This is a genomic window from Sphingomonas tagetis, assembly GCF_024211275.1.
Lineage (GTDB): Bacteria > Pseudomonadota > Alphaproteobacteria > Sphingomonadales > Sphingomonadaceae > Sphingomonas > Sphingomonas tagetis.
Genome location: NZ_JAMLDX010000021.1, coordinates 30001 through 55936, shown reverse-complemented (window position 1 = coordinate 55936; position 25936 = coordinate 30001). Strand labels below are relative to the sequence as shown.

The 25936-nt window shown below is 67.2% G+C and carries 28 protein-coding genes, 2 tRNA genes and 2 rRNA genes (1 of these 32 cut by a window edge); 10 read left to right on the top strand and 22 right to left on the bottom strand.

Going from position 1 to position 25936, the window contains the following annotated elements; all coding sequences use genetic code 11:
- Nucleotides 1-39 precede the first annotated feature (39 nt).
- From M9978_RS19875 to M9978_RS19860, 4 genes are read right to left on the bottom strand one after another with little or no spacing between them, the layout of a single operon-like run.
- Complete coding sequence (locus tag M9978_RS19875) at nt 40-582, bottom strand: SixA phosphatase family protein (RefSeq protein WP_254296287.1); 543 nt, start codon at nt 580-582, stop codon at nt 40-42.
- Nucleotides 579-3335 carry an ATP-dependent DNA helicase gene (locus M9978_RS19870; protein ID WP_254296284.1) on the bottom strand — a complete coding sequence of 919 codons (2757 nt, stop codon included), beginning with the start codon at nt 3333-3335 and terminating at the stop codon, nt 579-581. The genes M9978_RS19875 and M9978_RS19870 overlap by 4 nt, the downstream gene beginning before the upstream one ends.
- Nucleotides 3336-3345: 10 nt before the next feature.
- Nucleotides 3346-4005 (bottom strand): COQ9 family protein, encoded by a 660-nt coding sequence (locus M9978_RS19865; protein ID WP_254296282.1) that lies wholly within the window; start codon nt 4003-4005, stop codon nt 3346-3348.
- The gene (locus tag M9978_RS19860; protein ID WP_254296281.1) at nt 4002-4937 is read right to left on the bottom strand and encodes a DMT family transporter; all 936 of its coding nucleotides are present in this window, start codon (nt 4935-4937) and stop codon (nt 4002-4004) included. The genes M9978_RS19865 and M9978_RS19860 overlap by 4 nt, the downstream gene beginning before the upstream one ends.
- 58 nt (nt 4938-4995) lie before the next feature.
- Between M9978_RS19860 and M9978_RS19855 the strand changes: the two genes are divergently transcribed.
- Nucleotides 4996-6087: an alkene reductase gene (locus tag M9978_RS19855; protein WP_254296280.1), complete on the top strand. Its 1092-nt coding sequence runs from the start codon at nt 4996-4998 to the stop codon at nt 6085-6087.
- Here M9978_RS19855 and M9978_RS19850 read toward each other — a convergent pair.
- From M9978_RS19850 to gltX, 9 genes are all read right to left on the bottom strand, one after another.
- Nucleotides 6072-6515, bottom strand: coding sequence for a hypothetical protein (locus M9978_RS19850; RefSeq protein WP_254296279.1), 444 nt, complete (start codon nt 6513-6515; stop codon nt 6072-6074). The two genes, M9978_RS19855 and M9978_RS19850, sit on opposite strands and share 16 nt — an antisense overlap.
- Entirely contained in the window at nt 6512-7054 is a 543-nt protein-coding gene (locus M9978_RS19845; RefSeq protein WP_254296278.1) for a GNAT family N-acetyltransferase, read from the bottom strand. Before M9978_RS19845 ends, M9978_RS19850 begins: the two co-directional genes overlap by 4 nt.
- Entirely contained in the window at nt 7051-7470 is a 420-nt protein-coding gene (gene ribH, locus M9978_RS19840; RefSeq protein ID WP_254296277.1) for a 6,7-dimethyl-8-ribityllumazine synthase, read from the bottom strand. Before ribH ends, M9978_RS19845 begins: the two co-directional genes overlap by 4 nt.
- Nucleotides 7470-8627, bottom strand: a complete 1158-nt coding sequence (ribB, locus tag M9978_RS19835) for a 3,4-dihydroxy-2-butanone-4-phosphate synthase (RefSeq protein ID WP_254296276.1) — start codon at nt 8625-8627, stop codon at nt 7470-7472. Before ribB ends, ribH begins: the two co-directional genes overlap by 1 nt.
- Nucleotides 8602-9222, bottom strand: coding sequence for a riboflavin synthase (locus M9978_RS19830; RefSeq protein ID WP_254296274.1), 621 nt, complete (start codon nt 9220-9222; stop codon nt 8602-8604). The genes ribB and M9978_RS19830 overlap by 26 nt, the downstream gene beginning before the upstream one ends.
- A 13-nt stretch (nt 9223-9235) precedes the next feature.
- A complete protein-coding gene (ribD, locus tag M9978_RS19825) occupies nt 9236-10180 on the bottom strand; it encodes a bifunctional diaminohydroxyphosphoribosylaminopyrimidine deaminase/5-amino-6-(5-phosphoribosylamino)uracil reductase RibD (RefSeq protein WP_254296330.1) in 945 nt (314 codons plus the stop codon).
- Nucleotides 10181-10209: 29 nt separating this feature from the next.
- Nucleotides 10210-10578: a hypothetical protein gene (locus tag M9978_RS19820; protein ID WP_254296272.1), complete on the bottom strand. Its 369-nt coding sequence runs from the start codon at nt 10576-10578 to the stop codon at nt 10210-10212.
- 55 nt (nt 10579-10633) lie between these two features.
- Nucleotides 10634-11296, bottom strand: a complete 663-nt coding sequence (locus tag M9978_RS19815) for an energy transducer TonB (protein WP_254296270.1) — start codon at nt 11294-11296, stop codon at nt 10634-10636.
- A gap of 144 nt (nt 11297-11440) precedes the next feature.
- Nucleotides 11441-12772: a glutamate--tRNA ligase gene (gene gltX, locus M9978_RS19810; RefSeq protein WP_254296268.1), complete on the bottom strand. Its 1332-nt coding sequence runs from the start codon at nt 12770-12772 to the stop codon at nt 11441-11443.
- A 74-nt stretch (nt 12773-12846) separates the two neighbouring features.
- On the opposite strand from gltX, the gene M9978_RS19805 reads away from it, so the two are divergent.
- Nucleotides 12847-12922 (top strand) — tRNA-Val (locus M9978_RS19805).
- A 10-nt stretch (nt 12923-12932) separates the two neighbouring features.
- Here the strand turns inward: M9978_RS19805 and M9978_RS19800 are convergent.
- On the bottom strand, nt 12933-13295 hold the full coding sequence (locus M9978_RS19800; RefSeq protein ID WP_254296266.1) for a hypothetical protein: 363 nt from the start codon (nt 13293-13295) through the stop codon (nt 12933-12935).
- Nucleotides 13296-13403: 108 nt separating this feature from the next.
- Between M9978_RS19800 and M9978_RS19795 the strand changes: the two genes are divergently transcribed.
- The 4 genes from M9978_RS19795 (at nt 13404) to M9978_RS19780 (ending at nt 18664) form a co-directional block, all read left to right on the top strand.
- Entirely contained in the window at nt 13404-14345 is a 942-nt protein-coding gene (locus M9978_RS19795) for a bifunctional riboflavin kinase/FAD synthetase (protein WP_254296328.1), read from the top strand.
- 467 nt (nt 14346-14812) lie between these two features.
- Complete coding sequence (gene ileS, locus M9978_RS19790) at nt 14813-17683, top strand: isoleucine--tRNA ligase (RefSeq protein WP_254296265.1); 2871 nt, start codon at nt 14813-14815, stop codon at nt 17681-17683.
- Between the two features lie 8 nt (nt 17684-17691).
- Nucleotides 17692-18210, top strand: coding sequence for a signal peptidase II (gene lspA, locus M9978_RS19785; RefSeq protein WP_254296264.1), 519 nt, complete (start codon nt 17692-17694; stop codon nt 18208-18210).
- Nucleotides 18203-18664, top strand: coding sequence for a DUF3035 domain-containing protein (locus M9978_RS19780; RefSeq protein WP_254296263.1), 462 nt, complete (start codon nt 18203-18205; stop codon nt 18662-18664). The genes lspA and M9978_RS19780 overlap by 8 nt, the downstream gene beginning before the upstream one ends.
- Before the next feature lie 224 nt (nt 18665-18888).
- On the opposite strand, the gene M9978_RS19775 is transcribed toward M9978_RS19780, so the two are convergent.
- From M9978_RS19775 to M9978_RS19760, 4 genes are all read right to left on the bottom strand, one after another.
- Nucleotides 18889-19617, bottom strand: a complete 729-nt coding sequence (locus tag M9978_RS19775; RefSeq protein ID WP_254296262.1) for a TorF family putative porin — start codon at nt 19615-19617, stop codon at nt 18889-18891.
- 216 nt (nt 19618-19833) lie between these two features.
- Entirely contained in the window at nt 19834-20292 is a 459-nt protein-coding gene (locus tag M9978_RS19770) for a RidA family protein (RefSeq protein ID WP_254296261.1), read from the bottom strand.
- Complete coding sequence (locus M9978_RS19765; RefSeq protein WP_254296260.1) at nt 20292-20936, bottom strand: HAD family hydrolase; 645 nt, start codon at nt 20934-20936, stop codon at nt 20292-20294. Before M9978_RS19765 ends, M9978_RS19770 begins: the two co-directional genes overlap by 1 nt.
- Entirely contained in the window at nt 20933-21205 is a 273-nt protein-coding gene (locus M9978_RS19760) for a DUF3572 domain-containing protein (protein ID WP_254296259.1), read from the bottom strand. The genes M9978_RS19765 and M9978_RS19760 overlap by 4 nt, the downstream gene beginning before the upstream one ends.
- Before the next feature lie 39 nt (nt 21206-21244).
- Here M9978_RS19760 and M9978_RS19755 point away from each other — a divergent pair, with 39 nt between their 5' ends.
- Nucleotides 21245-21607: a response regulator gene (locus M9978_RS19755; protein ID WP_254296258.1), complete on the top strand. Its 363-nt coding sequence runs from the start codon at nt 21245-21247 to the stop codon at nt 21605-21607.
- A gap of 85 nt (nt 21608-21692) precedes the next feature.
- Here the strand turns inward: M9978_RS19755 and rpmG are convergent, their stop codons facing one another.
- On the bottom strand, nt 21693-21860 hold the full coding sequence (gene rpmG / locus M9978_RS19750) for a 50S ribosomal protein L33 (protein ID WP_066571778.1): 168 nt from the start codon (nt 21858-21860) through the stop codon (nt 21693-21695).
- Between the two features lie 168 nt (nt 21861-22028).
- Between rpmG and M9978_RS19745 the strand changes: the two genes are divergently transcribed.
- From M9978_RS19745 to M9978_RS19735, 3 genes are all read left to right on the top strand, one after another.
- Nucleotides 22029-22346: a hypothetical protein gene (locus tag M9978_RS19745; protein ID WP_254296257.1), complete on the top strand. Its 318-nt coding sequence runs from the start codon at nt 22029-22031 to the stop codon at nt 22344-22346.
- 6 nt (nt 22347-22352) lie between these two features.
- Nucleotides 22353-22919 (top strand): TMEM165/GDT1 family protein, encoded by a 567-nt coding sequence (locus tag M9978_RS19740; protein WP_254296256.1) that lies wholly within the window; start codon nt 22353-22355, stop codon nt 22917-22919.
- A 96-nt stretch (nt 22920-23015) separates the two neighbouring features.
- On the top strand, nt 23016-23513 hold the full coding sequence (locus tag M9978_RS19735; protein WP_254296255.1) for a Dps family protein: 498 nt from the start codon (nt 23016-23018) through the stop codon (nt 23511-23513).
- Between the two features lie 100 nt (nt 23514-23613).
- Here the strand turns inward: M9978_RS19735 and M9978_RS19730 are convergent.
- The 3 genes from M9978_RS19730 to M9978_RS19720 all read right to left on the bottom strand — a co-directional run.
- Nucleotides 23614-23690: transfer RNA gene (locus M9978_RS19730), tRNA-Met, on the bottom strand.
- 130 nt (nt 23691-23820) lie between these two features.
- Nucleotides 23821-23935, bottom strand: a 5S ribosomal RNA gene (gene rrf / locus M9978_RS19725).
- 99 nt (nt 23936-24034) lie between these two features.
- Nucleotides 24035-25936 (bottom strand): 23S ribosomal RNA (locus M9978_RS19720) (it continues 890 nt past the right edge of the window).

Sequence of the window (25936 nt, the reverse complement as noted above, 5' to 3'; positions counted from 1 at the left end):
AAACGATAACCGAGATTGGTTGTTCCGCGAAACGGATTATCAGTCCGCGGTAGGGCCGAGCGCTGGATCGAGATCACGCGGCCGGGTGAAGCTTACCAGCGCGCCCCCGCCGGCCTTCACCGCGTCCCAGCGCTCGACATCAAAGGTCATCACCGCCAGCGCTGCGGTCGGGAACTTCTCTTCGACCGAATCGCGCAGCAGGTCGCCCGCGCGGTCGGGGATCAGCAGCAGGATCAGATCCTCCAGCCCCGGATTATGCCCGATCAGCAGCGCGCTCTCGGCCCCCTCCGGCAGCTCGTGCACGACATCGAGCAGGCTCGACGCCGAGGCGAGATAGACGCGCCGGTCCCACGCCGGCGCCAATTCGCTGCCATAACCGGCCTCGACCTGCTCGACCGTCTCGACGATCCGCACCGCGGGCGAGGCGACGACATGGTCGAAGGCGAGCCGCTCGCCACGCATATGCCGCCCGACCGTCACCGCAGCCTTCTGCCCGCGCGCATTCAACGGCCGGTCGAAATCGCGCGCCACGGGATCGTCCCAGCTCGACTTGGCGTGGCGCAGCAACGTCAGCGTCTTCATCGGAACTCCGGATCGGCAGGCCAGGATGGGGCGGGCGCGGCGGCCTTCTGCCCCAAGCCCGCGACAGAAGAAAGACGTTCCACGCGGGAAACCGCCTCGTCGAGCGTGATGCGCGACACCGGCGTGCCCGGCGGGAACGCGCCGAGCAGCCGCGACGGCATCGCCGCCGACAGCAGCACGAACGCGCCCGAATCGTCCGCACGCCGGATCAGCCGTCCGAACGCCTGCGCCAGCCGCGCCCGCACGATGCGATCATCATAGGCGCTGCCCCCGCCCGCCAGCCGCCGCGCGGCGTGCAGCACGCTCGGCTTGGCCCAGGGAACGCCTTCCATCACCACCAGCCGGAGCGAATGGCCGGGCACGTCGACACCGTCCCGCAAGGCGTCGGTGCCGATCAGCGAGGCACGCGGATCGTCGCGGAAGATGTCGACCAACGTCCCGGTATCGATCGGATCGACATGCTGCGCGTAAAGCGGCAGACCTTCGCGCGCCAAGCGGTCGGCGATCCGCGCATGCACCGCGCGCAACCGCCGGATCGCGGTGAACAGCCCCAGCGTCCCGCCCTGCGCCGCGACGATCAGCCGGCCATAGGCGCCCGCCAGCGCCGCCATGTCGCCGCGCTTCACGTCGGTGACCACGATCACCTCGGACCGCCCGGCATAGTCGAATGGCGACGCCGCCTCGAACCGTGCCGCCGGATGCAGCAGATGCTGCGCCCCGCTGCGCGCCTCGGCCACGTCCCAGTCACCGCCCGCGCGTAACGTCGCCGAGGTGACCAGCGCGCCATGCGCGGGCTTGAGCACCGTCTCGGCGAACGGCTTGCTGGGATCGAGCCAGCGGCGATGGATGCCGATATCGATCTCGCGGCCTTCGATGCGCTCGACCGCCAGCCAGTCGACGAACTCCTCGGTCGCCGGGCCGCCGATGCGCGCGATCAGCGACAGCCACGCCGCCACCGTCTCGGCACGCCAGCCCAAGGAGGCAATCGCCCCCTCGATCCGCGCCCGCGCCTGCCCGTCCATCCAGTCGGGGCCTTCGTCGAGCACCGCCTCCAGCCGCCGCCCGAGCGCCATCATCGGCCGCAACAGCCGTTCGAGCGCCGCCGCGGCGGGCATGGTCGCGTCGATCAACGCCGGATCGGGTTCGGCCAGCTCGGTCTCGATCCCATAGCCCGCCTCGCCCGAGCCGTCGCTATCGCGCGCATAGACGAGCCCGCGCACCGCACCGAGCAGATGCTCGATCGGCCCGAACGGTTGCCCTTCCGCCACGCGCTGCAACCAGCCGTCCGAGGGCAGCGCCCGCGCCGCATCGACCGCCTCGGCGATCGCCTGCGCGCCAGCCTCGTCATAGCTTGCGACATCGGACAGCCGCGCCGCGAGGCCGCGCCGCCGCCCGCGCGATCCGCTCTCCGGCCCGGTCACCCAGCGCCGCAGCTCGATCGTCTCCTGCCCCGAAAGTGCCACGCCGAACATCGCGTCGGCCGCATCGAACAGATGATGCCCCTCGTCGAACACATAGCGCGTCGGCCGCGTCTGCGACTCCCGGCCCCGCGCCGCATTGACCATCACCAGCGCATGGTTGGCGATCACCAGATCGGCGTCCGCGCTCGCCCGCGCCGCGCGCTCGATGAAGCATTTGCGGTAATGCGGACAGCCGGCATAGACGCACTCGCCGCGCCGGTCGGTCAGCGCGGTCGAGCCGTTGCGGCGGAACAGCACCGGCAGCCAGCCGGGCAGGTCGCCGCCGACCATGTCGCCATCCGCGCTATACGCCGCCCAGCGCGCCACCAGCTGCGCCAGCACTGCCGCGCGTCCCGCGAACCCGCCTTGCAGTGCATCCTCGAGGTTGAGCAGGCAGACATAATTCTCGCGCCCCTTGCGCGTGACGATGCGCTTCTTGCGCAGCTCGGGATCGGCGAACAGTCGCTCACCCTCGTGGCTTAATTGCCGTTGCAGCGCCTTGGTGAAGGTCGACACCCACACCGCCCCGTCCGCCTTCGCCGCCCAGAGCGAGGCCGGCGCGAAATAGCCGAGCGTCTTGCCGATCCCGGTCCCGGCCTCGGCCAGCACCAGATTGGGCGAATCGCGCATCGTCCGCGGCGCGAACGCACTCGCCGCCGCCTCGGCATAGAGCCGCTGCCCTTCGCGCGCCTCGGCGCCATGCCCGGTCAGTGCGTCGAGCCGCTCGCGCACTTCCTCGGCTTCGAGCGACACGGTGCGCGGCGGGGTGCGCGGCGCGCCTTCGGTCCATTCGGGCAGGCGCGAAAACAGCCAGCGCTCGGCCTTTTCGGGCTTGGCGATAGCTTGAGTCACCACCGGCGCCCAGCTCCAGCGCAACCTCGCGAGCGATTGCGCGGCATGCCACGCGCCTTCGCGCTCGGGCCAGTCGCCGCCGCGCTCGCGCGCATCAAGCTGCGTGATCGCCAGCATCGCCGCCGCCGCCTCGCGCAGGAACGGCGCGACCTGCGCATCGCTCGCCGGTTCGATCAGCCCCAGCGTCTTGGCGAGGCCACGCGGTGTCGGCACCATGAAGCGCGCGGGATGTAGGAAGGCGAACAGCTCGAGCAGGTCCAGCCCCGACAATTCGGGATAGCCCAGCCGCTGCGCCGCCAGCGGCGCGTTGAGCAGCAGCATCGGCGTATCCGCCGCCAGCCGCACCGCCTCGCCGCGCCCGACGCTGCGCACGCCGTCTTCGGTGGCGATCCAGATGCCGCCATGGCTGGCGTGGAGGGCGGGGTAGGGGAGCGCGCTCACCAGCCCGGAATCATCGGGCGTGATAGCGCAGCCGTCCGACGAAGCGCGACAGGCTGAAGCGATGATCGCTGCGGCCCGCCAGCTTGGCCTTGGCCTTTTCGAATTCCATGATGTTGTCGATCCGCCGCGCGAGGAAGGCGCGCGTCTCGGCCTGCCCCTCGCTCTGGTCCTGCAGCAACACCGCGATCGTCGCGGCATAGATGCCGGCGAGCATCGCGCGCTTGGTATAGTGGTTGTAATCCGTCGCCATGTCCCCGGCGAGCCGCCACATGACATCCGTCGAGCGCCAGCCGAGCCTCGCCGCGCGCGCCGCATTTTGCGGCATCGCCAGGATCGCCACCGCGCGCCGCAGCGCCTCGCGGTCGGGCGCCAACGCGTCCAGCCGCGCCTCGACCAGCGCGGTGATCTTTTCGCGGATCTTCATGGCTGCCAGCGTTTCGGGCGGCAGCGCCGCGGCCATGCGCCGGTCGATCTGCGCAAACCACAGGTCGATCATGCCGGCTGCGTCGCCCGGCACCGCGAGCTTCGCCACGTCGCGGTCGGCGCCGATCGCGTCCGCCGCGGTTTCGACGGTCTTCGCCCCCCACCCGTCGAACGCCGCATTGGGCGCGAGATGGGGGCTGAGCGCCTCGCGCAGCTCGTCCAGCGTCATGTCGGCAACGGCGGTCATGTTCCCGGTTTAGCCTCATGCGGCGCACTTGCAACCGGCGGCTTGCCTTCGCGGCGCACCAGCACCAGCGCGACCGCGACCAGCGCGGCGCCGATCAAGTCCGGCACGCCCAGCCGCTCGTCATAGACGATCCAGCCGACCGTTCCCGCGATCACCGGCTGTGACAGCAGCGCGATCCCCACCACCAGCGGCGAGAGGTGCCCCAGCGCGTAGATCATCAGCCCCTGTCCGACGACCTGGCTGACCAGCGCCAGCCCGATCAGCACGCCCCATTGCTGCGGCCAGATCTGCTCGCCCAGCGCCCAGGCGAAGATCAGCAACGGCACGATCCCGGCGATGCTCGACGCCGCCAGCGCCGATAGCGGCGTCATCGCCTCGCGCGCACGCGCCATCAGGATGAAATAGACCGTATAGAGCACCCCCGCGAGCAGGCACAGCAGGTCGCCGAGCAGATGGTCGGGCGACAGGCTGTACGACCGCCCGAGCAGCAGCCCCGCACCCGCCGCCGCCAATGCCAGCGCGATCCCCTGCTGCCGCGTCGGCCAGGCGCGCGCCACCAGGAATCCCCAGACCGGGAACATCAGCGTCGCCGAATTGCCGAACAGCGTCGCATTGGCCAGCGTCGTCTGGAGAATGCCGAGATGCCACGCCGCCAGGTCCGCCGCGAAGGCGATCCCCGCAAACAGCAGGATCGGCCCCAGCCCGCGCGCTCGCCGGAGCGGATTGCCTTCGAGGCCCACGACGATCGCCAGCAGCACCGGCACGCCCAGCGCCAGCCGCCAGAATCCCGCCGCCACCGGCCCGACATCCGCCGCGCGCACGAACCACGGCCCGAACGCCAGCGCGATATTGCCGAGGATCAGCGCGGCGAAGGGCAGCGCAGTCGCGCTTGGCGCAGGCGCAGTTTTTGTTGGGGCGGCCGCCTCGTGCATCGCGTCCTTAGCCACCTATGTGTTGCAATATGCAACCCGATTGGGGGAAGAATTTTCCATGCCCGACCTGTTCGATTCCATCCATCTCGGCGCGATTTCGGCGCCCAACCGCATCCTGATGGCGCCGCTGACCCGCGGCCGCGCGGACCGCGACGCGGTGCCGACGCCGGTGATGGCCGAATATTATGCGCAACGTGCCAGCGCCGGCCTCATCATCACCGAAGCCACCGGCATCAGCCGTCAGGGCCTTGGCTGGCCGTTCGCCCCTGGCCTGTGGAGCGCCGAGCAAGTGACGGGCTGGAAGCCGGTGACGCAGGCCGTGCACGAAGCCGGCGGCCGCATCGTCGCGCAGCTCTGGCATATGGGCCGGCAGGTCCACAGCTCGGTCACCGGCGAGCAGCCGGTGTCGTCTTCGGCGACCACCAGCCCCGGCAAGGTGCACAGCTATGACGGCCGCCAGCCCTATGAACAGGCGCGCGCGCTCGACCTCGACGATCTGCCCGGCGTGATCGACAGCTACGCCCGCGCCACCGAAAATGCGCTCGCCGCCGGGTTCGACGGCGTCCAGATCCACGCCGCCAATGGCTACCTCATCGACCAGTTCCTGCGCGACGGCGCCAACCTGCGCACCGATCTTTATGGCGGTAGCGTCGAGAACCGCATTCGCCTGCTCGACGAGGTGACGCAGCGCGTGATCTCGGTCGCCGGCGCCGATCGCACCGCCGTGCGCCTCTCGCCCAATGGCGAGTCCCAAGGCGTCGACGACAGCGACCCGCACGCCGTGTTCGTCCCCGCCGCCCGCCGCCTGTCCGAACTCGGTATCGCGTTCCTCGAGCTGCGCGAACCCGGCCCCGACGGCAGCTTCGGCAAGACCGACGTGCCCCGGCTCAGCCCCGCGATCCGTCAGGTCTTCACCCGCGCGCTGGTGGTCAATTCGGATTATTTCACCCGCGACGCGGCGCAGGCCGCGCTCGACAGCGGCGTCGCCGATGCGGTGAGCTTCGGCCGCGCCTTCCTCGCCAATCCCGACCTGCCCGAACGGCTGCGCACCGGCGCGCCGCTCAACGATTCGGACATGGCCAGCTGGTACAGCCAGGGCCGCGAAGGCTATGTCGATTACCCGGTCTTGCGCAGTCAGGAGGCCGCCTGATCCGCCTCGTCCAGCCGCGCGGTGATCCATGACCGGAGCCCGCCGCGCAGCTTGGGCTGGATCAGCGCCACCGCGACCAGCAGCCACAGCATCGGGAAAAACAACGTCGCCACCGTCCCGATGACGACGATTGCGATCAGCCAGCCGCGCGCGGCCTTGCCGAAGCGCTCGTTGAACGCCGGAGTCATCACGATCCGGCGCGGCGCCTTGAGGTCGTAGAAGCGCGAGGTCGTGAGCACGGCATGACCGCTGCGGTCATCGACTGCGCTCGGCGCGCTCGCCTCGACCGGCCGCGTTGCCGGCGCCACCGCCTTGCTCTCGTGCGCCGCCAGCTCGCGCGTCGCCGGCTGCCCGGTCAGCGTATCGATCACCACCAGCCGCCGCCCGCGTTCGACCACGCGATAGCGGGTTGGGGGCGCGTCGGTCACCGCGCACTCCGGTTCGCGCGCCACTCGGCTGCGGTCTGCCCCCAGGCATCGACCTGCTCGTGCTGGAGCGGGGCAGGCAGCGTCACCGGCCCCATCTTGTAAGACCCCAGCCGTTGCGCGAGCTTCCACGAGCGCACATTGTCGGGCGCGATCGTGTGGATCACCGTCTCCCAGCGCAGCACATCGACGGCATAGTCCATCGCCGCGACCGTCGCCTCATAGGCATAGCCGGTGCCCTCGAACGCGCGCGCCACGCCCCAGCCGACCTCGGTTCCGGGCCAGCCCTCCGGCTGCCATGGCCCCAGCCGCCCGACCCATTTGCCGGTCGCGCGCTCGATCACACTGAACATCGCGAAGCCGCGAATGTCCCACGCGCCCGACATCGCGCACAATTGCCGCCACGCGACGCTGCGCTCGATCACCCCGCCCAGATGAGTCATCGCCACCGGATCGGCGTCGAACGCCGCCCACGCATCCAGGTCCTCTGCCATCGGGCGGCGCAACAGCAGCCGCTCGGTGAAGAGAACCGGCCCGTTCACCCAAATTTTTCCCGCAGCGCGAGCATGGCCAGCGCCGCCTCGGCAGCCCCGCCGCCCTTGTCGAGCTGGGCGGGATCGGCGCGGCGAATCGCCTGCGCCTCGTCCTCGGTGGTCAGGATGCCGTTGCCGATCGCAATGCCGTCCATCGTCAGCGCCATGATGCCGCGCGCGCTCTCGTTGGAGACGATCTCGAAATGATAGGTCTCGCCGCGGATCACCACGCCGATCGCGACGAACGCGTCATAGCGCCCGCTCTCCACCGCCAGCGAAATCGCGCCGGGCAGCTCGAGCGCGCCCGGCACCGTCACCGTCTCGTGAACATGCCCCGCCGCCTCGATCGCCGCGCGCGCGCCGGCGAGCAGCATGTCATTGAGATGCTCGTAGAAACGCGCCTCGACGATCAGCACCCGTGCCATCAGGCGGCACCCCCCAGCCCGTCGATCGGCCGCTCGCCGACGATCGACAGGCCATAGCCGTCGAGCCCGACCAGCGTGTGATGCGTGTTGGTCAACAGCACCATCTCCTCGACACCGAGTTCCGTCAGGATCATCGCGCCGCTGCCATAGTCGCGCAGCTCGTCCATGTCGGCGTCGGTACGCTTGCCGGCCTGACGTTCGACCGCCATGGTGAAGCCGTCGGGCCGCGGCTTGTTGACCACGACGATCACGCCGGCGCCCTCTTCACCGATGATCTCCATCGAGCGCTGCAACAGCCGGCCGCGGTCGCTGTCCTCGCCGAACACGTCGGCAAAGGGCGACATGGCGTGCATCCGCACCAGCGTCGGCTTGTCGGGGTCCACGCGGCCCTTCATCATCGCGATCTGCTCGGTGCCCGACGCCTTGTTCCAGAAGGTCATCACGCGCCACTCACCGCCCCAGCGGCTGGTGAAGCTCGACTCCGCGCGGCGTTCGACCAGATGGTCGTGGCGGCGGCGATAGGCGATCAGGTCGCGGATCGTGCCGATCTTGAGGTTGTGCAGCTGGGCGAAGGCGACGAGATCGTCGAGCCGCGCCATCGTCCCGTCGTCCTTCATGATCTCGCAGATCACGCCCGACGGGTTGAGCCCGGCCAGCCGCGACACGTCCACTGCTGCCTCGGTATGGCCGGCGCGCAGCAGCACGCCGCCCTCGCGCGCGACCAGCGGAAAGACATGGCCCGGCGACACGATGTCCGCCGGCCCCTTCGACGAATCGACCGCGACGGCGACGGTGCGCGCGCGGTCGGCGGCGGAGATGCCGGTGGTGACGCCTTCCTTGGCCTCGATCGAGACGGTGAACGCCGTGCCCATGCTCGTCCCGTTGCGCCGCGTCATCGGCTGCAGCCCGAGCTGGTCGACTCGCGCCTTGGTCATGGCGAGGCAGATCAGTCCGCGGCCGTGCTTGGCCATGAAGTTGATCGCGTCGGGCGTCGCCATCTGCGCCGGGATGACGAGGTCGCCTTCATTCTCGCGGTCCTCGTCATCGACCAGGATGAACATGCGGCCGTTGCGGGCCTCGTCGATGATCTCCTCGGGCGAGGAGAGGAAAGCGTGGCGCAGCCGCGCGACGTCAGGGCTTTTGTTGGACGTGGCCACGATAGGCCTCCATGCGTTGGAGATAGCGCGCGAGGACGTCGATCTCGAGGTTGACGGCCTGCCCCTGGGCGAGATCGCCCAAGGTGGTCACGGCCTGGGTATGCGGAATGAGATTGATCGAAAAATGCGCGGTGCCGTCGGCCTGGTCGGCGACGTCGTTGACCGTCAGCGACACGCCGTCGATCGTGATCGAGCCCTTGGGCGCGATGAACGGCGCAAGCGCGGCGGGCACGGCAAAGCCGATCCGCTTCGACTCGCCCTCGGGACAGATGCCGAGCACCGTACCGACCCCGTCGACATGGCCGGTGACGATATGCCCGCCCAGCTCGTCGCCGAGCTTCAATGCGCGTTCGAGGTTGAGCTTGCGGCCCGCGCCCCATTGCTCGGCGGTGCGCGAAACGGTCTCGCCCGACACGTCGACCGCGAACCAGCCGGGGCCCTTGTCCACCACCGTCAGGCACACGCCCGAACAGGCGATCGAGGCGCCCATATCCACGCTGGCGGTGTCATAGGCGGTCGCGACGCGCACGCGCAGGTCGCCCCGGTCCTCGACCGAGGTGATGCTGCCGACGTCCGTTACGATTCCGGTGAACATATGCCGCCCGACTCTAGCTTCTGGCGCGCTCGTAGACCTCGACGCGGTCGCTGCCAAGCATGCGCGAATCGAGCAGCCGCCAGCGGCCATGCGCGTCTGACAGTGACGTCAGGTCAAGACCGGCGAGCCCCGGCTTGCCCCCCAGCAGCACCGGCGCACGGTAGAGCAGCAGCCGGTCGACCAGATCGGCGCGCAGGAACGAGGCTGCCGCCTGCGCCCCGCCCTCGACCAGCAGGTGATCGACCCCGGCGAGCGAGGCGATGTTCACCGGCGCGGGAATGCTGGTCCAGCCCGATTCGGGGTGCAGCGACAGCAGGATGCGGCGCGGGCTGCGCGCCTCGAGCCCCGCCAGCCGCACGTCGAGCGTCGGCGCATCGGCCCTGAGCGTGCCGCGCCCGATCAGGATCGCCTCGTGCCGCGCGCGTTCGAGATGCGCGTGCGCGCGCGCCTGTGGCCCGGTGATCCAGCGGCTCTCGCCATTGGCCAGCGCGATACAGCCGTCGAGCGACAGGCCGAGCTTGAGCGTCACTTGCGGCCGCCCGAGCGCACGTCGCGTCAGGAATCCCGCCATCGACCGCCGCGCTTCCGCCTCGAGCACGCCGGTCTCGAGCTCGACCCCGGCGGCACGCAGCCGTGCGATGCCCTTGCCGTTGGTGCGCGGATCGGGGTCGGTCAGCGCGACCACCGCGCGCGCGATGCCCGCCTGCGCCAGCGCTCCGCTGCAATCCGGGCCGCGCGCCGACCCGTGCGCGCACGGCTCCAGCGTCACATAGGCAGTCGCGCCGCGCGCCGCCCCACCGGCCTGCGCCAAGGCCATCGCCTCGGCATGCGGGCGCCCGCCCGGCTGAGTCCAGCCGCGTCCGGCAACGACGCCATCCTTCACGATCACGCAGCCGACATTGGGATTGGGCGCCGTGCGTCCGCGCCCGCGCTCGGCGAGCGCCAGCGCCGCCGCCATCCAGCGCAGATCGTCGGGAGTCGAGGCGATCAGATGCCCCACTCCTTCAACCCGTCATCGATCTTCTTCCACTGGCGCTGACGTTCGTCGGCCTTCTTCTTGAACTCGGCCTCTCGCTTGAGCCGCTTGGCCTCGTCGATCTTCTGCTGCGCGATGATCTCGTTGAGCGTGCGGTCGGCGCGCCAGTTCTGCACGAAGATGATCTCGCGCTTGTACTGCTTCTCGAAATAGCTGTCCTTGAACAGCGCCGCGACGATCAGCACGGTCACGAAGAAGGCGGCGAGCATGAACCCGAGCTCATAACGGTGGCGCAGCTTCAGGAACCCGCGCAGATCGCGCACCGCCCGCAGCGGGGACAGGAACTTCAGAACCTTCATCGCGTCCAGATAGGGGCGCAAGCCGTCCGGGGCTAGACCTTTAGCCCCTCCCGGCAAGGGAGGGGCCTAGCCGGCGTCAGGTGGTGATCCGGAACCGCACGGTCATCACCTTCCAGCTCTCCACCGGGATGCCGTCGCGCGTCGCCGGCCTGAACCGCCATTTGCTCAGCGCGTGCCGCCGCGTCGTCTCGAAGAAACCGGGCGTGGGGCTCGCCAGCTGCTCGATCGCCTTGATCCGGCCATCGACGCCGATCAGCACGCGGACCTTGACCAGCCCCTCCTTCTCCTGGCGCAGCTCCGGGCCGGGATAGTCGGGCTGGAAGCTGCCGGCGTAGCGCGAGTCGACCGTCGCATCGACCAGCACCGGCGGCGGCGGCGGATCGATCACCACCGTGCCCGCGCCGCTCGGACCGACCGGCGGGTCATAGCTCGGCGGCACCGGGTCGCGCGTCGCACCCAACACCGGCCCGGTCGGCGGCGTTGGCACGCGCGGCTCGGGCTGGTGGAGCGGCCGGGCGGTCGGCGTCTTGGCGATCCGCTTTTTTTCCGGCTGTGGCTCGGGATCGGGCGGCGGATCGATCGGGACGGCGGTGCCGGTGAAGATGTCGGGCTTGTCGTCGGGGATGATCTCGGGCGCGGCGAACATCAGCCCGGCGATCAGCGCTCCGTTGATGAGCAGCGCGGCGCCGGCGCTGACCGGCCGCGACGCGCGGGAATGGTCATATCGATTGGCGTACATGGGCACTCTCCTATCGCTCCGGTTCGAGCCGGATGAGAGTAATGTTACACCATATCATTCAACGCGAAAAGCTGGATTCGATGCATGGCTCCCCTCCGTGCGAGGGAGGGGGCGGGGGTGGGCGCGCGCGAAGCGCGCCCGCCGCTATCCGCCGCGCGCCAGTCTCTCGATTGCCCGCTCGCGCCCGATCAGCGGCAGCAGCGCCGCCATGTCTGGCCCATGGTCGCGCCCGGTCAGCGCGCGCCGCAGCGGCAGGAACAGCGCCTTGCCCTTGCGCCCGGTGCTTTCCTTCAGCGCGCTGGTCAGCGCGTGCCAGGGATCGCCCGCCCAATCGAGCGTCGCAGCCACGTCAGCGGCCGCGCGCAGGAACTCGGCATCCTCGACATCCGCCGCAGCCACAACCGGTCCCTCGACCACCTGCCACCAGTCCGCTGCCTCGGCGATGCTCGACAGGTTGGGCCGGATCGCGTCCCAGCCCGCCGCGTCCATTCCCGCCGGCAGCCGCTCCGCCACCGCCTCGAACCCAAGCTGGTGCACGATCCGCGCATTGACCTGCGCCAGCTCGGCCTCGTCGAATCGCGCCGGCGCGCGCCCGAACCGCGCGAAGTCGAAGCTCGCGATCAGCGGCGCGGCGTCGGCCAGCGGCTCCACCGGATCGCTCGTCCCCAACCGCGCCAGCAGCGCGACGATCGCCTGCGGCTCGATCCCCGCCTCGCGGAAATGATCGGCCCCCAGCGACCCCAGCCGCTTCGACAATTTGCCCTCGCTCCCGGTCAGCAGCGCCTCGTGCGCGAATGCCGGCGGCTCGGCCCCCAGCGCCGCGAACATCTGCAACTGCGCCGCGGTGTTCGAGACATGGTCCTCGCCGCGCACGACATGCGTGATGCCCATGTCGATATCGTCGATCACCGAGGGCAGCAGATACAGCCACGACCCGTCCGCGCGCCGCACCACCGGATCGCTCATCGTCCCGGGGTCGAACTTCTGCGGCCCGCGGATCAGATCGGTCCATTCGATCGCCGCGGCATGATCCAGCCTGAACCGCCAGTGCGGCCGCACGCCGTCTGCTTCCAGCGTCGCGCGCTCGGCCTCGCTCAGCTTCAGCGCCGCGCGGTCATAGACCGGCGGCAGCCCGCGCCCGAGCAGCACCTTGCGCCGCAGCTCCAGCTCCTGCTGCGTCTCATAGGCCGGATAAACCCGCCCCGCCGCGACCAGCTCGGCAAACCGCGTTTCATAAAGGCCGAAGCGCGCCGACTGGCGCGCCTCGCCCGCGGGCGTCAGCCCCAGCCAATCAAGGTCCGCCCGGATCGACTCGACATATTCCTCGCGCGACCGTTCGGCATCGGTGTCGTCGATCCGCAACAGGAAGGTCCCGCCCGCCTTTTTCGCCCACATCCAGTTGTGCAGAGCGGTGCGGATATTGCCGATATGAAGCCGCCCGGTAGGGCTCGGCGCGAAGCGGGTGACGACGGTCATCCGCGCCCGCTAGCCGATTTCGGCTTCACGCGAAACGCTCCGCGGGCTATCGGCCAGCTCCCGTCCAAAGGGAAGGGCGCTTAGCTCAGCTGGTAGAGCGGCTCGTTTACACCGAGTAGGTCGGCGGTTCGAACCCGTCAGCGCCCACCATGGACCAATCTCAGCTCGCGCTGATCGTCGCCTTGTCGCCCGCCAGCTTCACCGTGATGAAGCTGTTGTCGCAGATGTTCGCCGCGGTCCAGATCTGGCTGGTCGCGTCCTCGAACGTCGCCTTGATGTCATAGCGGCACTGGCCGGTGGCCTTGTCGAAATGCACCGTGGTGCGCCCGCCCGCCTTGGTCGTGCCTTCGCGCTTCATCTCGGGATCGACCTTGTTGGGGATCCAGTTGCCGCTGCCGGCGGGCGCGAGTTCGATCGTCTTGATCGGCTTGCCCGCGCCGTTGATCAGCACGAAGTCCCAGTCCTCCGCCAGCGCGGGCGCGGCGGCAAGGGTCAGCGCGGCGAGCGCGATGATGGTACGCATTGGTTTCCTCCCCTAAGGAACGCCGCACGATCATGCGCCTGTGCTCATGGCTTCGCAAGCGTGCAGCGACTGTTTGAAACACAGGGGTTCGCCAGCTATGGCGCCCGCATGGAGCGGCTCGACGGGGCGGCCGAGGTTCCGGCGCAACTTCGCGGCGGGATCGTGGCGCTGGGTAATTTCGACGGGTTTCACGCGGGCCACCAGGCGGTGGTGAGCCGCGCCGTCACGCGCGCCCATGCCGAGGGCCGGCCTGCGATCGTCGCGACCTTCGACCCGCACCCGATGCGCTATTTCCAGCCGGCCACGCCGCCCTTCCGCCTGACCACGCTCGACCAGCGCCAGCGATTGTTCGAAGCGGCCCGCGCCGACGCGATGCTGGTGTTCGGCTTCGATTCGGCACTCGCCAGCCTCACCGCGCGCGAGTTCGCGGCGGAACGGCTGGTCCGGCGGATCGGCGCCGCCGGCGTGGTCACCGGCGCCGATTTCACCTTCGGCAAGGATCGCGGCGGCGATGTCACGGCGCTCGCGGCGCTGGGCGGCGAGCTCGGTTTTTCCGCCGACACCGTCGCCCCGGTCAGCGATGGCGAAGGTCCGATCTCGTCCAGCCGCATCCGCGAGGCGCTTCAGGCCGGCAAGCCGCGCGCCGCCGCCGCCTTGCTCACCCGCCCGTTCACCATCCAGGGCACGGTCGAACCCGGCGCGCAACTCGGGCGCGAGCTCGGCTATCCCACCGCCAATCTGCGCCTCGGCAATTATCTCCGCCCGCGCTACGGCATCTATGCCGTGCGCGGCCGGCTGCACGCCAACAATTCCTATGGGGGCCAGACCGTCGACGGCGTCGCCAGCCTCGGCATCCGCCCGACGATCGAGCCGCCGGTCGAGCTGCTCGAACCCTATTTCTTCGACTTCACCGGCGATCTCTACGGCCGCACGATCGAGGTCGAGCTGATCGAATTCCTGCGCGACGAGGCCAAATTCGACTCGCTCGACGCGCTCAAGGCCCAGATCGCCGCCGATTGCGACGCGGCGCGGGCGGTGTTGCGGGTTTAGGCCATTTGCCGTCACCCCGGCCTTGTGCCGGGGTCCACCGGGCGGCACGCGTTGAACAGGAGCCGGCGCGGCATCGACCGAGGCGCCGTGGACCCCGGCACAAGGCCGGGGTGACGACGTGAGTACTTCCAATGTTGGATTTCGTCTGCTCCAGTCGAGCCGATGGAGCCCAGCCCAAATCCACCCTGTCGCACTGGCGTCGCGCGCCCGTCGCGAAGCCGCCTGAACCCGTCGCATGACCGTCGCGCACCTGTCGCGCCGGTGGCGCGTGACTGTCGCGTCCGCGTCGCGCAGGTGTCGCGTCACCGTCGCAAACACGTCGCTTTCCCGGCCCGAACCCGTCGCTTCGCGGTCGCTTCCGCCCGGCACCCCGCTCGGACTGTCAACTTCGTCAACCGCGTCCCCGCCACGCCCGGCGCGAATCGACCTTCCCCCACCGCCCCACACCAGCTAATCCCCGCCGCCAAATGACCGACGACACCAACGCCCAGCGCGACTACCGCGACACCGTCTTCCTCCCGAAGACCGACTTCCCGATGAAGGCGGGCCTCGCCGCCAAGGAACCGGCGATCCTCGAACGCTGGGCGAAGATCGGCGTGTATGACCGGCTACGCGAGCAGCGGAAGGGCCGCGAGCGCTTCATCCTGCATGACGGCCCGCCCTATGCGAATGGCGACATTCACATGGGTCATGCGATGAACAAGATCCTCAAGGACATCATCGTGCGGTCGCAGTCGCTGCTCGGCAAGGACGCGCCCTATGTGCCCGGCTGGGACTGTCACGGCCTGCCGATCGAATGGAAGATCGAGGAAGCCTACCGCGCCAAGAAGCAGAGCAAGGACGAGGTGCCCGCCGCCGAATTCCGCGCCGAATGCCGCGCCTATGCGGCCAAATGGGTCGGCGTGCAGCGCGAGCAGTTCGAGCGGCTGGGCGTGATGGGCGACTGGGACGATCCCTATCTCACCATGAAGTTCGACGCCGAGGCGACGATCGCGGGCGAATTGCTCAAATTCGCGGAGAGCGGCCAGCTCTATCGCGGCGCGAAGCCGGTGATGTGGTCCCCGGTCGAAAAGACCGCTCTGGCCGAGGCCGAGGTCGAATATGAGGATGTCGTATCGACTCAGATCGACGTCGCGTTCGAGATCACGCACGCGCCCAACGCCCCCGAGCTGGTCGGCGCGCATGCGGTGATCTGGACGACCACACCGTGGACGATCCCGGTGAACCAAGCGCTGAGCTATGGGCCTGACATTGTTTATCAGGCAGAGCGCTTTGACTTGGTCGGGGGCAAAACCCTAACAATTCTCTACGCAGGCACTCTGCGCACTTCGCTGCTTCAACGCTTGGGATTTATTCCCGGGCCGACGGTGATCAGCAGCGAAATTCTCGGGCACTACGAGGGCAGCGCGCTTGAAGGCGCCGTCGCCCGCCACCCGATGCACCATCTCGGCGGCTTTTTCGCGAAACCCCGCCCCTTCCTCCCCGGCGAGTTCGTCACCACCGACGCCGGCACCGGCCTTGTCCATATGTCGCCCGACCATGGCGAGGACGATTTCCTGCTGTGCAAGGCGCATGGCATCGACCCGGTCTTCGCGGTCGATGACGCCGGCATGTACCGCCCCGACTGGCTGTGGCTCGGCGGCCAAGGCTCGGTCATCAACAAGAAGTTCGTGGCTTCGGACGGCCCGATCTGCTCGGACCTGCGCGAAGCGGGCGGCCTGCTCGCCGCCTCGGACGATTTCGCGCACAGCTATCCGCACAGCTGGCGGTCCAAGGCCAAGATCATCTTCCGCTGCACCCCGCAATGGTTCATCCCGATGGACCGCCCCGCCGGCGCCGTCGCCGCGGCCGAGGACGAATCCGCCGCCGGGGCCGCCGATTTTGCGGGCTTCATGCCGCTCGCCCCGCACAACGCCCCGACGCTACGCGGCCTCGCGCTCGACGCGATCGAGCGCACGCGCTGGGTGCCCGAGCGGTCGATCAACCGCATCCGCTCGATGGTCGAAGGCCGCCCCGACTGGGTGATCAGCCGCCAGCGCGCCTGGGGCGTGCCGATCCCGCTCTATGTCAACCGCCAGAGCGGCGATTATCTGCGCGACGCGGGCGTCAATGCGCGCATCCTCGACGCCTTCCGTCAGGGCGGCGCCGATGCGTGGTTCGGCGCCGACCATCAAGCGCTGCTCGGTCCCGACTATGCGCTGGCCGACTATGAGGTGGTCAACGACATCCTCGACGTGTGGTTCGACAGCGGCTCGACGCACAGCTTCGTCGTCGAGCAACGCTATGGCGAGGGCGCGCGCGCCAACCTCTATCTCGAAGGGTCCGACCAGCATCGCGGCTGGTTCCAGTCCTCGCTGCTGGAGAGCGCCGGCACCCGCGGCCGCGCGCCCTATGACGCCGTCCTCACCCACGGCTTCGCGCTCGACGGGCAGGGTCGAAAGATGTCCAAGTCGCTCGGCAATGTCGTCGATCCGCTCAAGATCATCAACGAATCCGGCGCCGACATCCTGCGCCTGTGGGTCGCGCAGACCGACTATTTCGACGATGTCCGCATCGGCAAGGAAGTGCTGGGCGGCACCGGCGACGCCTATCGCAAGATCCGCAATACCTTCCGCTACCTGCTCGGCGCGCTCGACGGCTTCAGCGATACCGAGAAGATCGCGGTCGGCAAGATGCCCGAGCTCGAGCTGTACGTCCTCCACAAGCTCGGCGCGCTCGACGTCGAGCTGAAGGCGGCGACGGAGGCGTTCGAGTTCAACCGCTATGCCCGCGCGCTCAGCGATTTCATGAACGAGGACCTGTCGGCCTTCTTCTTCGATATCCGCAAGGACTGCCTCTATTGCGACGCGCCGGACAGCGCCAAGCGCCGCGCCTACCGCACGGTGCTCGACATCCTGTTCCACGCGCTGGTCCGCTACGCCGCGCCGATCCTCGCCTTCACCGCCGAGGAAGTGTGGCAGGCGCGCTATCCGTCCGAGGACAGCTCGGTCCATTTCCTCGAATGGCCGCAGCTGCCGGCACTGCCCGGCGACGACGCGATCTCGACCGAATGGGCCGATATCCGCGCGCTGCGCGAGAAGGTGACCGAGGCGATCGAGCCCTATCGCCGCGAAAAGACGATCCGCTCGAGCCTCGAGGCGAACGTCACCGTGCCCGAGATGCTGCGCCCTGCCGCCGAGCTGGCCGAAGTGTTCATCGTCGCCGACGTCAAGCTCGCGGAAGGCGAGGTCGCGGTCACCCGCACCGATCACGCCAAATGCGGCCGCTGCTGGCGGCTGCTGCCCGAGGTTGAAGCCGACGGCGCGCTGTGCCACCGCTGCGACGACGTTGTTTCTTGATGGATTCCATGACTCGCACTCGTTCGCTCGGTTTCGCGCTCGCCGCGCTGATCTTCATCGCCGATCAGGCGATCAAGGCGTGGATCGTCGATGGCCTCGGCCTGTCCTATCCCGGCGCGGTCCGCGAAGTGCTGCCGTTCTTCGACCTGCGCTTCGTGCAGAATATCGGCGTGTCGCTGGGCCTGCTGCCCGCCGAAACCGCGACGATGCGCTGGCTGCTGGTCGGCCTCACCGGCGTGATCGCCGCGGGCGTCGCCTGGTGGATGGTGCGCGAGAAGAACAGGCACGACATGCTCGCGCTCAGCCTCGTGCTGGGCGGCGCGCTCGGCAACATCGTCGATCGCATGCGCTTTGGCTATGTCGTCGACTATGCCGATCTGCACTTCGGCGAATGGCGCCCTTTTTTGGTCTTCAATGTCGCCGATGCTGCGATTACCATCGGCGTCGTGATCCTGCTCATCCGGGCGCTGTTCGTGCGTGAGAAGCAAAAGCCGGAAGCTGCCCCTGTGGAGAATGCAAATGCGTAAGACTGTGCTGATTGCCGCCATGAGCGGCTCGGCGATCCTGCTCGCCGGCTGTCAGGGCGGCCTGCTCGACCGCAAGCGGCCCGACGAATTCGCCGTCGCGCGTCAGGCGCCGCTGGTGATCCCGCCCGATTTCGCGCTGCGCCCGCCCCAGCCCGGCGCGCCGCGTCCGCAGGATTCGGGCGGCCCGTCGCAGCAGGCGCTCGACGCGCTGTTCGGCGGCTCGGCCCCGCGCAGCGCTTCGGAAGCGGCCGCGGTCCAGTCGGCCGGTGGTGCCAGCGCGGCTGATGCCGGCATCCGCTCCTCGGCAGGCAGCCCCGATACCAATGTCGTCGACAAGGGCAGCACCACCCGCGACATCGTCGCCGCACCGCAGGGCGACGGCCGCGACGCGCAGACCGGCGCGGGCAGCGCCCCCGCCCCGGCGCCGGCCCCCTCGCCGACCCCGCAGAATTGACTTAAAAAGGACGCCGCGGCGGTTGCAATGTAGGATTTCGCCTGCTTGACCGTCCCGGCGGACATCGTTCGCCGCTCTTTGATAACGGTCGGACGAAATGCCGTCGGCTCGTGCGAACCGCATCGCCCGTCGGCTTTTGCAGTTGGACGCCGCTTCCCGCGACGACAAAGAAAAGGGCCGCGAAACCGGAGTTTCGCGGCCCGTCTTTGTCGCTGACAGCCGGCTTAGAACGCCGCGCCGAGGGAGAACAGCACCGCGCCGTCGGCGCCGAACGCTTCCTTGAACGGGTTGCGCTCGTTGGTGTTCACATAGGACACGCCCAGCGTCAGCACCTTCCAGGTGACTTCCGCGCCGACCGAATAGTCGAGCACCTTGCCGTTGCCGTCATAGCCGCCGAGGAAGCTGTCGCTCCACGAATGGCCGACATGCGCCTTCAGCTTGAGCGGCGTCTCGGGGATCGCGACCGCGAGGTCGGCCGAGGTGTACACCGCGCTGGCGTCGCCGAGAGAGTCCTGGCCGCCGGGCGCCCAGGCAACCATGCCCTTGATCGTCGCCGGACCGACGGTGCCGGTCAGCGCGAAATAGGGCTCGATCACCGAGGTGTCGGTCGAACCGGGATAGAGGTACAGCGTCGCGCCGACATCGGCGGTCAGGCCCGACGCGACTTCCTTGGCGAAACCGGCGAACACGTCGATCTCGGTGCCGTTGTTGAAGCCGATGCTCGAGCCCCAGGTGCCAATGTACAGGCCGCTGTCATGCGCGACGGTGAAGCCGCCCTGGATCGCCGCTTCCTCGTTCGACTGCGAAAAGCCGCGGAAACGATAGTCGCTGACGACGGTGGCGCTGCCGGTGATCGTGATCGGATCGGCAGGCGCTTCGGCTTCCTGCGCGAACGCGGGGGCGGCGGTACCGGCGAGCATGAGCGCGCCGAGGGTGAGCTTGGTGATACGCATGGGATCCCTTTCGTCTTGCGTGCGATTTCGGTCCCATCCTGCAGCGACGGATATGCCGATTGGCTCTAAGGCGAACGCCCCGGCCCGGCTGGTCCCACGTCGATATGGATTAATTGCACCAACTCGCTGCGCTGCACAATTACCTTTCGCGCTGCGGCATGGTTTTAGCTGAAATGCTGTTGCGGTGGCGCAACAGCATTGTCACAATTGCGACGGTCAGCGGATCGCGACGATCGCGTCGATCTCGACCGCCGCGCCGCGCGGTAGCACCGTTACGCCGACCGCGCTGCGGGCATGGCGCCCGGCTTCGCCGAACAGCTGCTCCATCAGCTCGGACGCGCCGTTCGCGACCAGCGGCTGATCGGTGAAGTCAGGCGTCGAGTTGACGAACACGCCCAGCTTGACGATCCGCACCATGCGATCGAACCCGCCCAGCGCCTTGTCGATCTGCGCGGCGAGCATCAGTCCGCAACGCTGTGCCGCCTCCTGGCCGTAGGCAAGGTCGCGGTCCTCGCCGAGGCGACCGGTCATCACGACGCCGTCCTTGAACGGCAGCTGCCCGGAAATGTGCAGCAGCCCGCCGGCCTCGACCGTGGGAACATAGGCGGCGACCGGTGCCGCGGCCTCTGGCAGGATCAGACCGAGTTCGGCGAGCTTGGCGTGGACGTCGGACATCAGGAGTCTCCCAGGGTTTCGAGTTCAGTGGCAGGCTGACCGGCGGCAAAGCGCGCCTCGATCCACGCCCGCGCATCACGCCAGTCGTCGATTCGGGCATGCGCGTGCGGCGCGGGCGGGACGTGCGGTGCCATCGCCGGTTCGGACACCATGTGCAGCCGGTGCACCTGTGGCGCGGCGCGCGCGACCGATTCGTGATGCTGCGGCAAGTCATCGACGAATACCACGACGCTCGCACCATGTTCCTGCGCGAGTCGGGCGACCGGCCGCCCCTTGCCGCCCTGGTTGCATTCGACGCGGTGGACGATGCCATGCTCGGCGAGCTGCGCGACGCGATGGCTCTGGCAATGATCCTGCAAATTGGTCAGCACGACGATGTCCGCGACCTCGGCCAGTGCGGCAAGCGCCTCACGTGCATGCGGCACCAGCGTCTGCCGCGCCATTTCCGCCGGAAAGAAGCCGTCGAGATAGCCCCACATCGCCTCTGGCGTCAGGGCGCGTTCATCACGCGGCCGCATCGCGCGGCTCCAGTCGTGATTTGACAGATCGAACTCGATGTCGTGCGCTTCGTCGAGCCACACGCCGAAATGCCGCACCATGTGCAGCAGCACTTCGTCGCAATCGGTGATCAGCAGCGGTTTCATTCGCGCTCCAGCGCAGCGTGGGCCGCGACCAGCGCCGCCGGTTTGCAGCCGATCGCCTCGGCGCACGCGATCAGGTCCGGCTCGTGCGATTCGAGGAAGCGCAGCACCGCACTCAGCACCGCCGGATCGCTCGCCCGCGCGCGCAGATCGTCCGGGTCCAGCCCGGTGACGTCGAGCAGCCGCCGCGCACGCACCGGATCGGACACCGTCCAGCCCAGCGCAGCCAGCGCCAAGGTCATCGGCGTCGCATTTGTCTCATCCGCCTGCATCGCCTAGAGCGTCACTGTCCTGTTGATCGAAAGGTGCGCGTGGCAAAAAGGGTGCTGGTTGTCGAGGACAACGAACTCAACCTCAAGCTTTTCTGCGACCTGCTGCGCGCCCATGGCTATGAAACCTCACCGGTCCGTGACGGGCGCGAGGCGGTGGCGACGGCGCGGGCGTTCAACCCCGATCTGTTGATCACCGACATCCAGCTGCCCCATATCTCGGGTCTCGACATCATCAGCCGGATGAAGGGCGATCCGGCGCTGCGGTCGGTGCCGATCATGGCGGTGACCGCCTATGCCGGGCAGGAGGACGAGGCGCGCATCCGCGCCGCGGGCGCCAATGCCTATGTCACCAAGCCCATCTCGGTGATGCGCTTCGTGGAAGAGGTGCAGGCGCTGCTCTAGACATGCGAAAGGCCGCGGAGCGGATCGCTCGCGGCCTTGGGTCCCCGCTTTCGCGGGAACGGCGTAACCTTCGCTCCCGCGAAGCTTACTTGATCTTCGCTTCCTTGAACTCGACATGCTTGCGCACGACGGGGTCGTACTTGCGGAAGCTCAGCTTCTCGGTCTGCGTGCGCGGGTTCTTCTTGGTGACATAGAAGAAGCCAGTGTCAGCCGTGCTGACGAGCTTGATCTTGACGGTAGTCGGCTTGGCCATCGCCCGGTTCCTGCAATTCGTAAAACAATAAAGCGGCCGCGCGCTGGCAGGCCGCTGTCAGGGAAGGGCGCATGCCCCGCAAGGGCGCCAATGTCAAGGCTCGGGCACGATTAGGGGTGCGTTAACCATGACAGGCGCACGCTGCACGCGGATTTCGGGGAGGTCGCGATGGCGAACGGCACGAAAGAAGCGGTGATGGCGCAACTGAGCCAGCGAATCGATGCGCTCGATGCGGGCGCGGCGCGCGTGCACGCGGCGCAACTGGCGGCTGATCTCGATGCGATTCGGCGGCTGGCCGCTGCGAACGGCTTCGGCGCGGTCTCGCCGGTCGTCCATGCACTCGAAGCAGCGCTTGGGCGCGGCGAGCGCGGTCCTGCGGTAAGCAGCGGCCTGGCGCTGCTGCGCGACGCGGTGCGATGCGGCGACGATGCCCGCAGCGGCGCGGTGTTCGCGGCCGCCGCCTGCAGCCTGCGCATCGCCGGCTGACCCCGTTTGGAAGCGCTGGTTCCCGCCTTCGTCGCGGCATTGCTGGCGCAGATCGGCGACCGTTCGCCCTGGCTCGTGGCGATTCTGGCGGACCGTTACGGCAAACCGTTCACGATCGCGCTCGCCGCCCTGTTCGCGCATGCCGCGGGCAATGCCATCGCGGGTGCCGGCGGCGCGCTGATCGCGCCCATGCTGACGCCCAATGCCAAGCAGTTGCTGATCGCACTGGCGCTGATCTTCGCCGCATCGGGCGCCCTGTGGCGGCTCAAGGCGCCTGATCGGCTCGAGCGATGGCGGCTGGGGTCGTGGCTGACCGCGTTCCTCGGCATCTTCATCCTCGCGCTCGGCGATACCACGCAATTCTTCACCTTCGCCTTTGCGGCGCGCGGCCCCTCGCCCTGGACGGCGGTGGTCGGCGCGACAGTCGCGGCCTTCGCGGTCAATCTGATCGCTGCACTGATGGGCGAGGCGAGCTGGCGGCGGCTTCCCTTGCACCGCATTCGCGTCGGCGTGGGCGTGCTGGCGCTCGGCGGCGGCGCAGTGCTCGGCGTGAGCGCGCTGCAGCTGATCTAGCCGCTCGATCATTCTGATCCGATTTTCCCGCAAGCCGGCGCGGACCCGATCTGGCAAGGGATCGTTTCAACTGCGATCCAACCGATGGGGAACAAGATGGCCGATCCGAATGCGGCGCTGAAGACGCCGACCGACCTCAACCGCAACGACACCAAGACCGTCGCGCAGGCGCTGAACGGCATCCTGGCGGACAGCTTCGCGCTATATTTCAAGACCAAGAACTTCCACTGGCACGTTTCCGGTCCGCATTTTCGCGATTATCACCTGATGCTCGACGATCAGGCCGCACAGATCCTCGCCACGACCGACGTGATCGCCGAGCGCGTGCGCAAGACTGGCAACACCACGTTGCGCTCGGTCGGCGACATCTCGCGGCATCAGACGATCAAGGACAATGACGCCGACTTCGTCTCGGCCGCCGACATGCTGGCCGAGTTGCGCGAGGACAATCTCAAGCTCGTCGCCTTGCTGCGCGAGGCCAAGGAGATCGTCGACCAGGCGAAGGACAATGCCACCAGCGGCATTCTCGACGAATGGACCGACCAGGCAGAGGAGCGCGCCTGGTTCCTGTTCGAGAGCAGCCGCAAGGGTTGACGTTCCGGAAGACGACAGGGCGCCGCGGGTTTGTGGCGCCGTTTCCGTGCGAGCCAAAACGCAAAAAAGCCGCCCCACTGGGACGGCTTGCGAATAGGATTGGTTGCGGGGGTTGGATTTGAACCAACGACCTTCAGGTTATGAGCCTGACGAGCTACCGGGCTGCTCCACCCCGCGCCAATCGCGGCGTCCCAATCCAAAAGGCCGGACGCCTCAAAAAAGCAAAACGCGCCGCGCCGTAAAGCGCGACGCGCGTTTTGCGTATCTGACATTGTGAATGGGTTTTTCCAACTACACCGGCTTCAATGCCTGGCGACGACCTACTCTTCCAGTGCTTGAGCAATAGTACCATCGGCGCAGTCAGGTTTCACGGCCGAGTTCGGGATGGGATCGGGTGGGTCACTGACGCTATGGTCACCAAGCAATGAAGCAGGTGTAATTGGGTTTCAAATCGATGCGTGCACCAAGGTTTCGAGTAACAACCTCAATGATCAGCAGAGCTGTCATTGATGGTGGGACTCATCAAGCGCGAATAGGACAATTAGTACTGGTTAGCTCCACATGTTACCACGCTTCCACATCCAGTCTATCAAGGTGGTGGTCTACCACCGTCCTAAGAAATCTTATCTTGAGGGAGGCTTCCCGCTTAGATGCTTTCAGCGGTTATCCCGTCCATACATAGCTACCCTGCTGCGCTCCTGGCGGAACGACAGGTACACCAGAGGTATGTTCAACCCGGTCCTCTCGTACTAGGGTCAACTCCTCTCAAATTTCGACGCCCACGGCAGATAGGGACCAAACTGTCTCGCGACGTTCTGAACCCAGCTCACGTACCACTTTAATTGGCGAACAGCCAAACCCTTGGGACCTGCTCCAGCCCCAGGATGTGATGAGCCGACATCGAGGTGCCAAACGATTCCGTCGATATGAGCTCTTGGGAATCATCAGCCTGTTATCCCCGGCGTACCTTTTATCCGTTGAGCGATGGCCCTTCCACGAGGGACCACCGGATCACTATGACCGACTTTCGTCTCTGCTCGACTCGTCAGTCTCGCAGTCAGGCTGGCTTATGCCATTGCACTCTAACAGACGGTTTCCAACCGTCTTGAGCCAACCTTCGCACGCCTCCGTTACTCTTTAGGAGGCGACCGCCCCAGTCAAACTACCCGCCACAGAGGGTCCCTGAACCGGATAACGGTTCGAGGTTAGACATCAGAAATCAACAGGGTGGTATTTCACCGTAGGCTCCACATCAGCTGGCGCCGATGCTTCAAAGCCTCCCACCTATGCTACACAATTAATTCCTAATGCCACTCTGAAGCTGCAGTAAAGGTGCACGGGGTCTTTCCGTCTAACCGCGGGTACTCCGCATCTTCACGGAGAATTCAATTTCGCTGAGCATGTCCTGGAGACAGTGGGGAAGTCGTTACGCCATTCGTGCAGGTCGGAACTTACCCGACAAGGAATTTCGCTACCTTAGGACCGTTATAGTTACGGCCGCCGTTTACCTGGGCTTCGTTTCGGAGCTTGCACCCCTCCACTTAACCTTCAGGCACCGGGCAGGCGTCAGGCCCTATACGTCGTCTTGAAGCCGACTTAGCAGAGCCCTGTGTTTTTGCTAAACAGTCGCTACCCCCTGGCCTGTGCCCCCCACAAATGGTTGCCCAAATGTGGGGCCTCCTTCTTCCGAAGGTACGGAGGCAATTTGCCGAGTTCCTTCAGGACACTTCTCTCAAGCGCCTTGGTATACTCTACCTGACCACCTGTGTCGGTTTCGGGTACGGTCTATACGGTGGAGCTATTTCCTGGAACCCCTTCGAAGCACACCCAATCCGATAAGGGCATACAACACACGGGATCCGTCACTACCACCAGGCCCACGAATATTAACGTGGTTCCCATCGACTACCCCCTTCGGGCTCGTCTTAGGGGCCGGCTCACCCTGCTCAGATTAGCTTTAAGCAGGAACCCTTGGTCTTTCGGCGAGAGGGCATCTCACCCTCTTTATCGCTACTCATGTCTGCATTCGCACTTCCGATACCTCCACGACCCATTACCAGATCGCTTCACAGGCTTACGGAACGCTCCGCTACCGCGTGTAGTAAACTACACACCCTAAGCTTCGGTGCATCACTTTAGCCCCGTTACATTTTCGCCGCAGGAACCCTTATTTAGACCAGTGAGCTGTTACGCTTTCTTTAAAGGATGGCTGCTTCTAAGCCAACCTCCTGGCTGTTTTGGGATTCCCACATGCTTTCCCACTTAGTGATGACTTGGGGACCTTAGCTGTAGGTCAGGGCTGTTTCCCTTTTGACGACGGACCTTAGCACCCGCCGTCTGTCTCCTGGATAGTACTCCTAGGTATTCGGAGTTTGGTTAGTATTGGTACCGCTCGCGCAGCCCGCAACCATCCAGTGCTCTAC

Excerpts from the sequence above, each read along its gene's own strand:
- M9978_RS19875 (WP_254296287.1), bottom strand. The coding sequence starts at position 582 with ATGAAGACGCTGACGTTGCTGCGCCACGCCAAGTCGAGCTGGGACGAT.
- M9978_RS19865 (WP_254296282.1), bottom strand. The coding sequence starts at position 4,005 with ATGACCGCCGTTGCCGACATGACGCTGGACGAGCTGCGCGAGGCGCTC.
- M9978_RS19860 (WP_254296281.1), bottom strand. The coding sequence starts at position 4,937 with ATGCACGAGGCGGCCGCCCCAACAAAAACTGCGCCTGCGCCAAGCGCG.
- M9978_RS19855 (WP_254296280.1), top strand. The coding sequence starts at position 4,996 with ATGCCCGACCTGTTCGATTCCATCCATCTCGGCGCGATTTCGGCGCCC.
- ribH (WP_254296277.1), bottom strand. The coding sequence starts at position 7,470 with ATGGCACGGGTGCTGATCGTCGAGGCGCGTTTCTACGAGCATCTCAAT.
- M9978_RS19830 (WP_254296274.1), bottom strand. The coding sequence starts at position 9,222 with ATGTTCACCGGAATCGTAACGGACGTCGGCAGCATCACCTCGGTCGAG.
- ribD (WP_254296330.1), bottom strand. The coding sequence starts at position 10,180 with ATGGCGGCGGCGCTGGCGCTCGCCGAGCGCGGGCGCGGACGCACGGCG.
- M9978_RS19815 (WP_254296270.1), bottom strand. The coding sequence starts at position 11,296 with ATGTACGCCAATCGATATGACCATTCCCGCGCGTCGCGGCCGGTCAGC.
- gltX (WP_254296268.1), bottom strand. The coding sequence starts at position 12,772 with ATGACCGTCGTCACCCGCTTCGCGCCGAGCCCTACCGGGCGGCTTCAT.
- M9978_RS19800 (WP_254296266.1), bottom strand. The coding sequence starts at position 13,295 with ATGCGTACCATCATCGCGCTCGCCGCGCTGACCCTTGCCGCCGCGCCC.
- M9978_RS19795 (WP_254296328.1), top strand. The coding sequence starts at position 13,404 with ATGGAGCGGCTCGACGGGGCGGCCGAGGTTCCGGCGCAACTTCGCGGC.
- ileS (WP_254296265.1), top strand. The coding sequence starts at position 14,813 with ATGACCGACGACACCAACGCCCAGCGCGACTACCGCGACACCGTCTTC.
- lspA (WP_254296264.1), top strand. The coding sequence starts at position 17,692 with ATGACTCGCACTCGTTCGCTCGGTTTCGCGCTCGCCGCGCTGATCTTC.
- M9978_RS19780 (WP_254296263.1), top strand. The coding sequence starts at position 18,203 with ATGCGTAAGACTGTGCTGATTGCCGCCATGAGCGGCTCGGCGATCCTG.
- M9978_RS19775 (WP_254296262.1), bottom strand. The coding sequence starts at position 19,617 with ATGCGTATCACCAAGCTCACCCTCGGCGCGCTCATGCTCGCCGGTACC.
- M9978_RS19770 (WP_254296261.1), bottom strand. The coding sequence starts at position 20,292 with ATGTCCGACGTCCACGCCAAGCTCGCCGAACTCGGTCTGATCCTGCCA.
- M9978_RS19765 (WP_254296260.1), bottom strand. The coding sequence starts at position 20,936 with ATGAAACCGCTGCTGATCACCGATTGCGACGAAGTGCTGCTGCACATG.
- M9978_RS19760 (WP_254296259.1), bottom strand. The coding sequence starts at position 21,205 with ATGCAGGCGGATGAGACAAATGCGACGCCGATGACCTTGGCGCTGGCT.
- rpmG (WP_066571778.1), bottom strand. The coding sequence starts at position 21,860 with ATGGCCAAGCCGACTACCGTCAAGATCAAGCTCGTCAGCACGGCTGAC.
- M9978_RS19745 (WP_254296257.1), top strand. The coding sequence starts at position 22,029 with ATGGCGAACGGCACGAAAGAAGCGGTGATGGCGCAACTGAGCCAGCGA.
- M9978_RS19735 (WP_254296255.1), top strand. The coding sequence starts at position 23,016 with ATGGCCGATCCGAATGCGGCGCTGAAGACGCCGACCGACCTCAACCGC.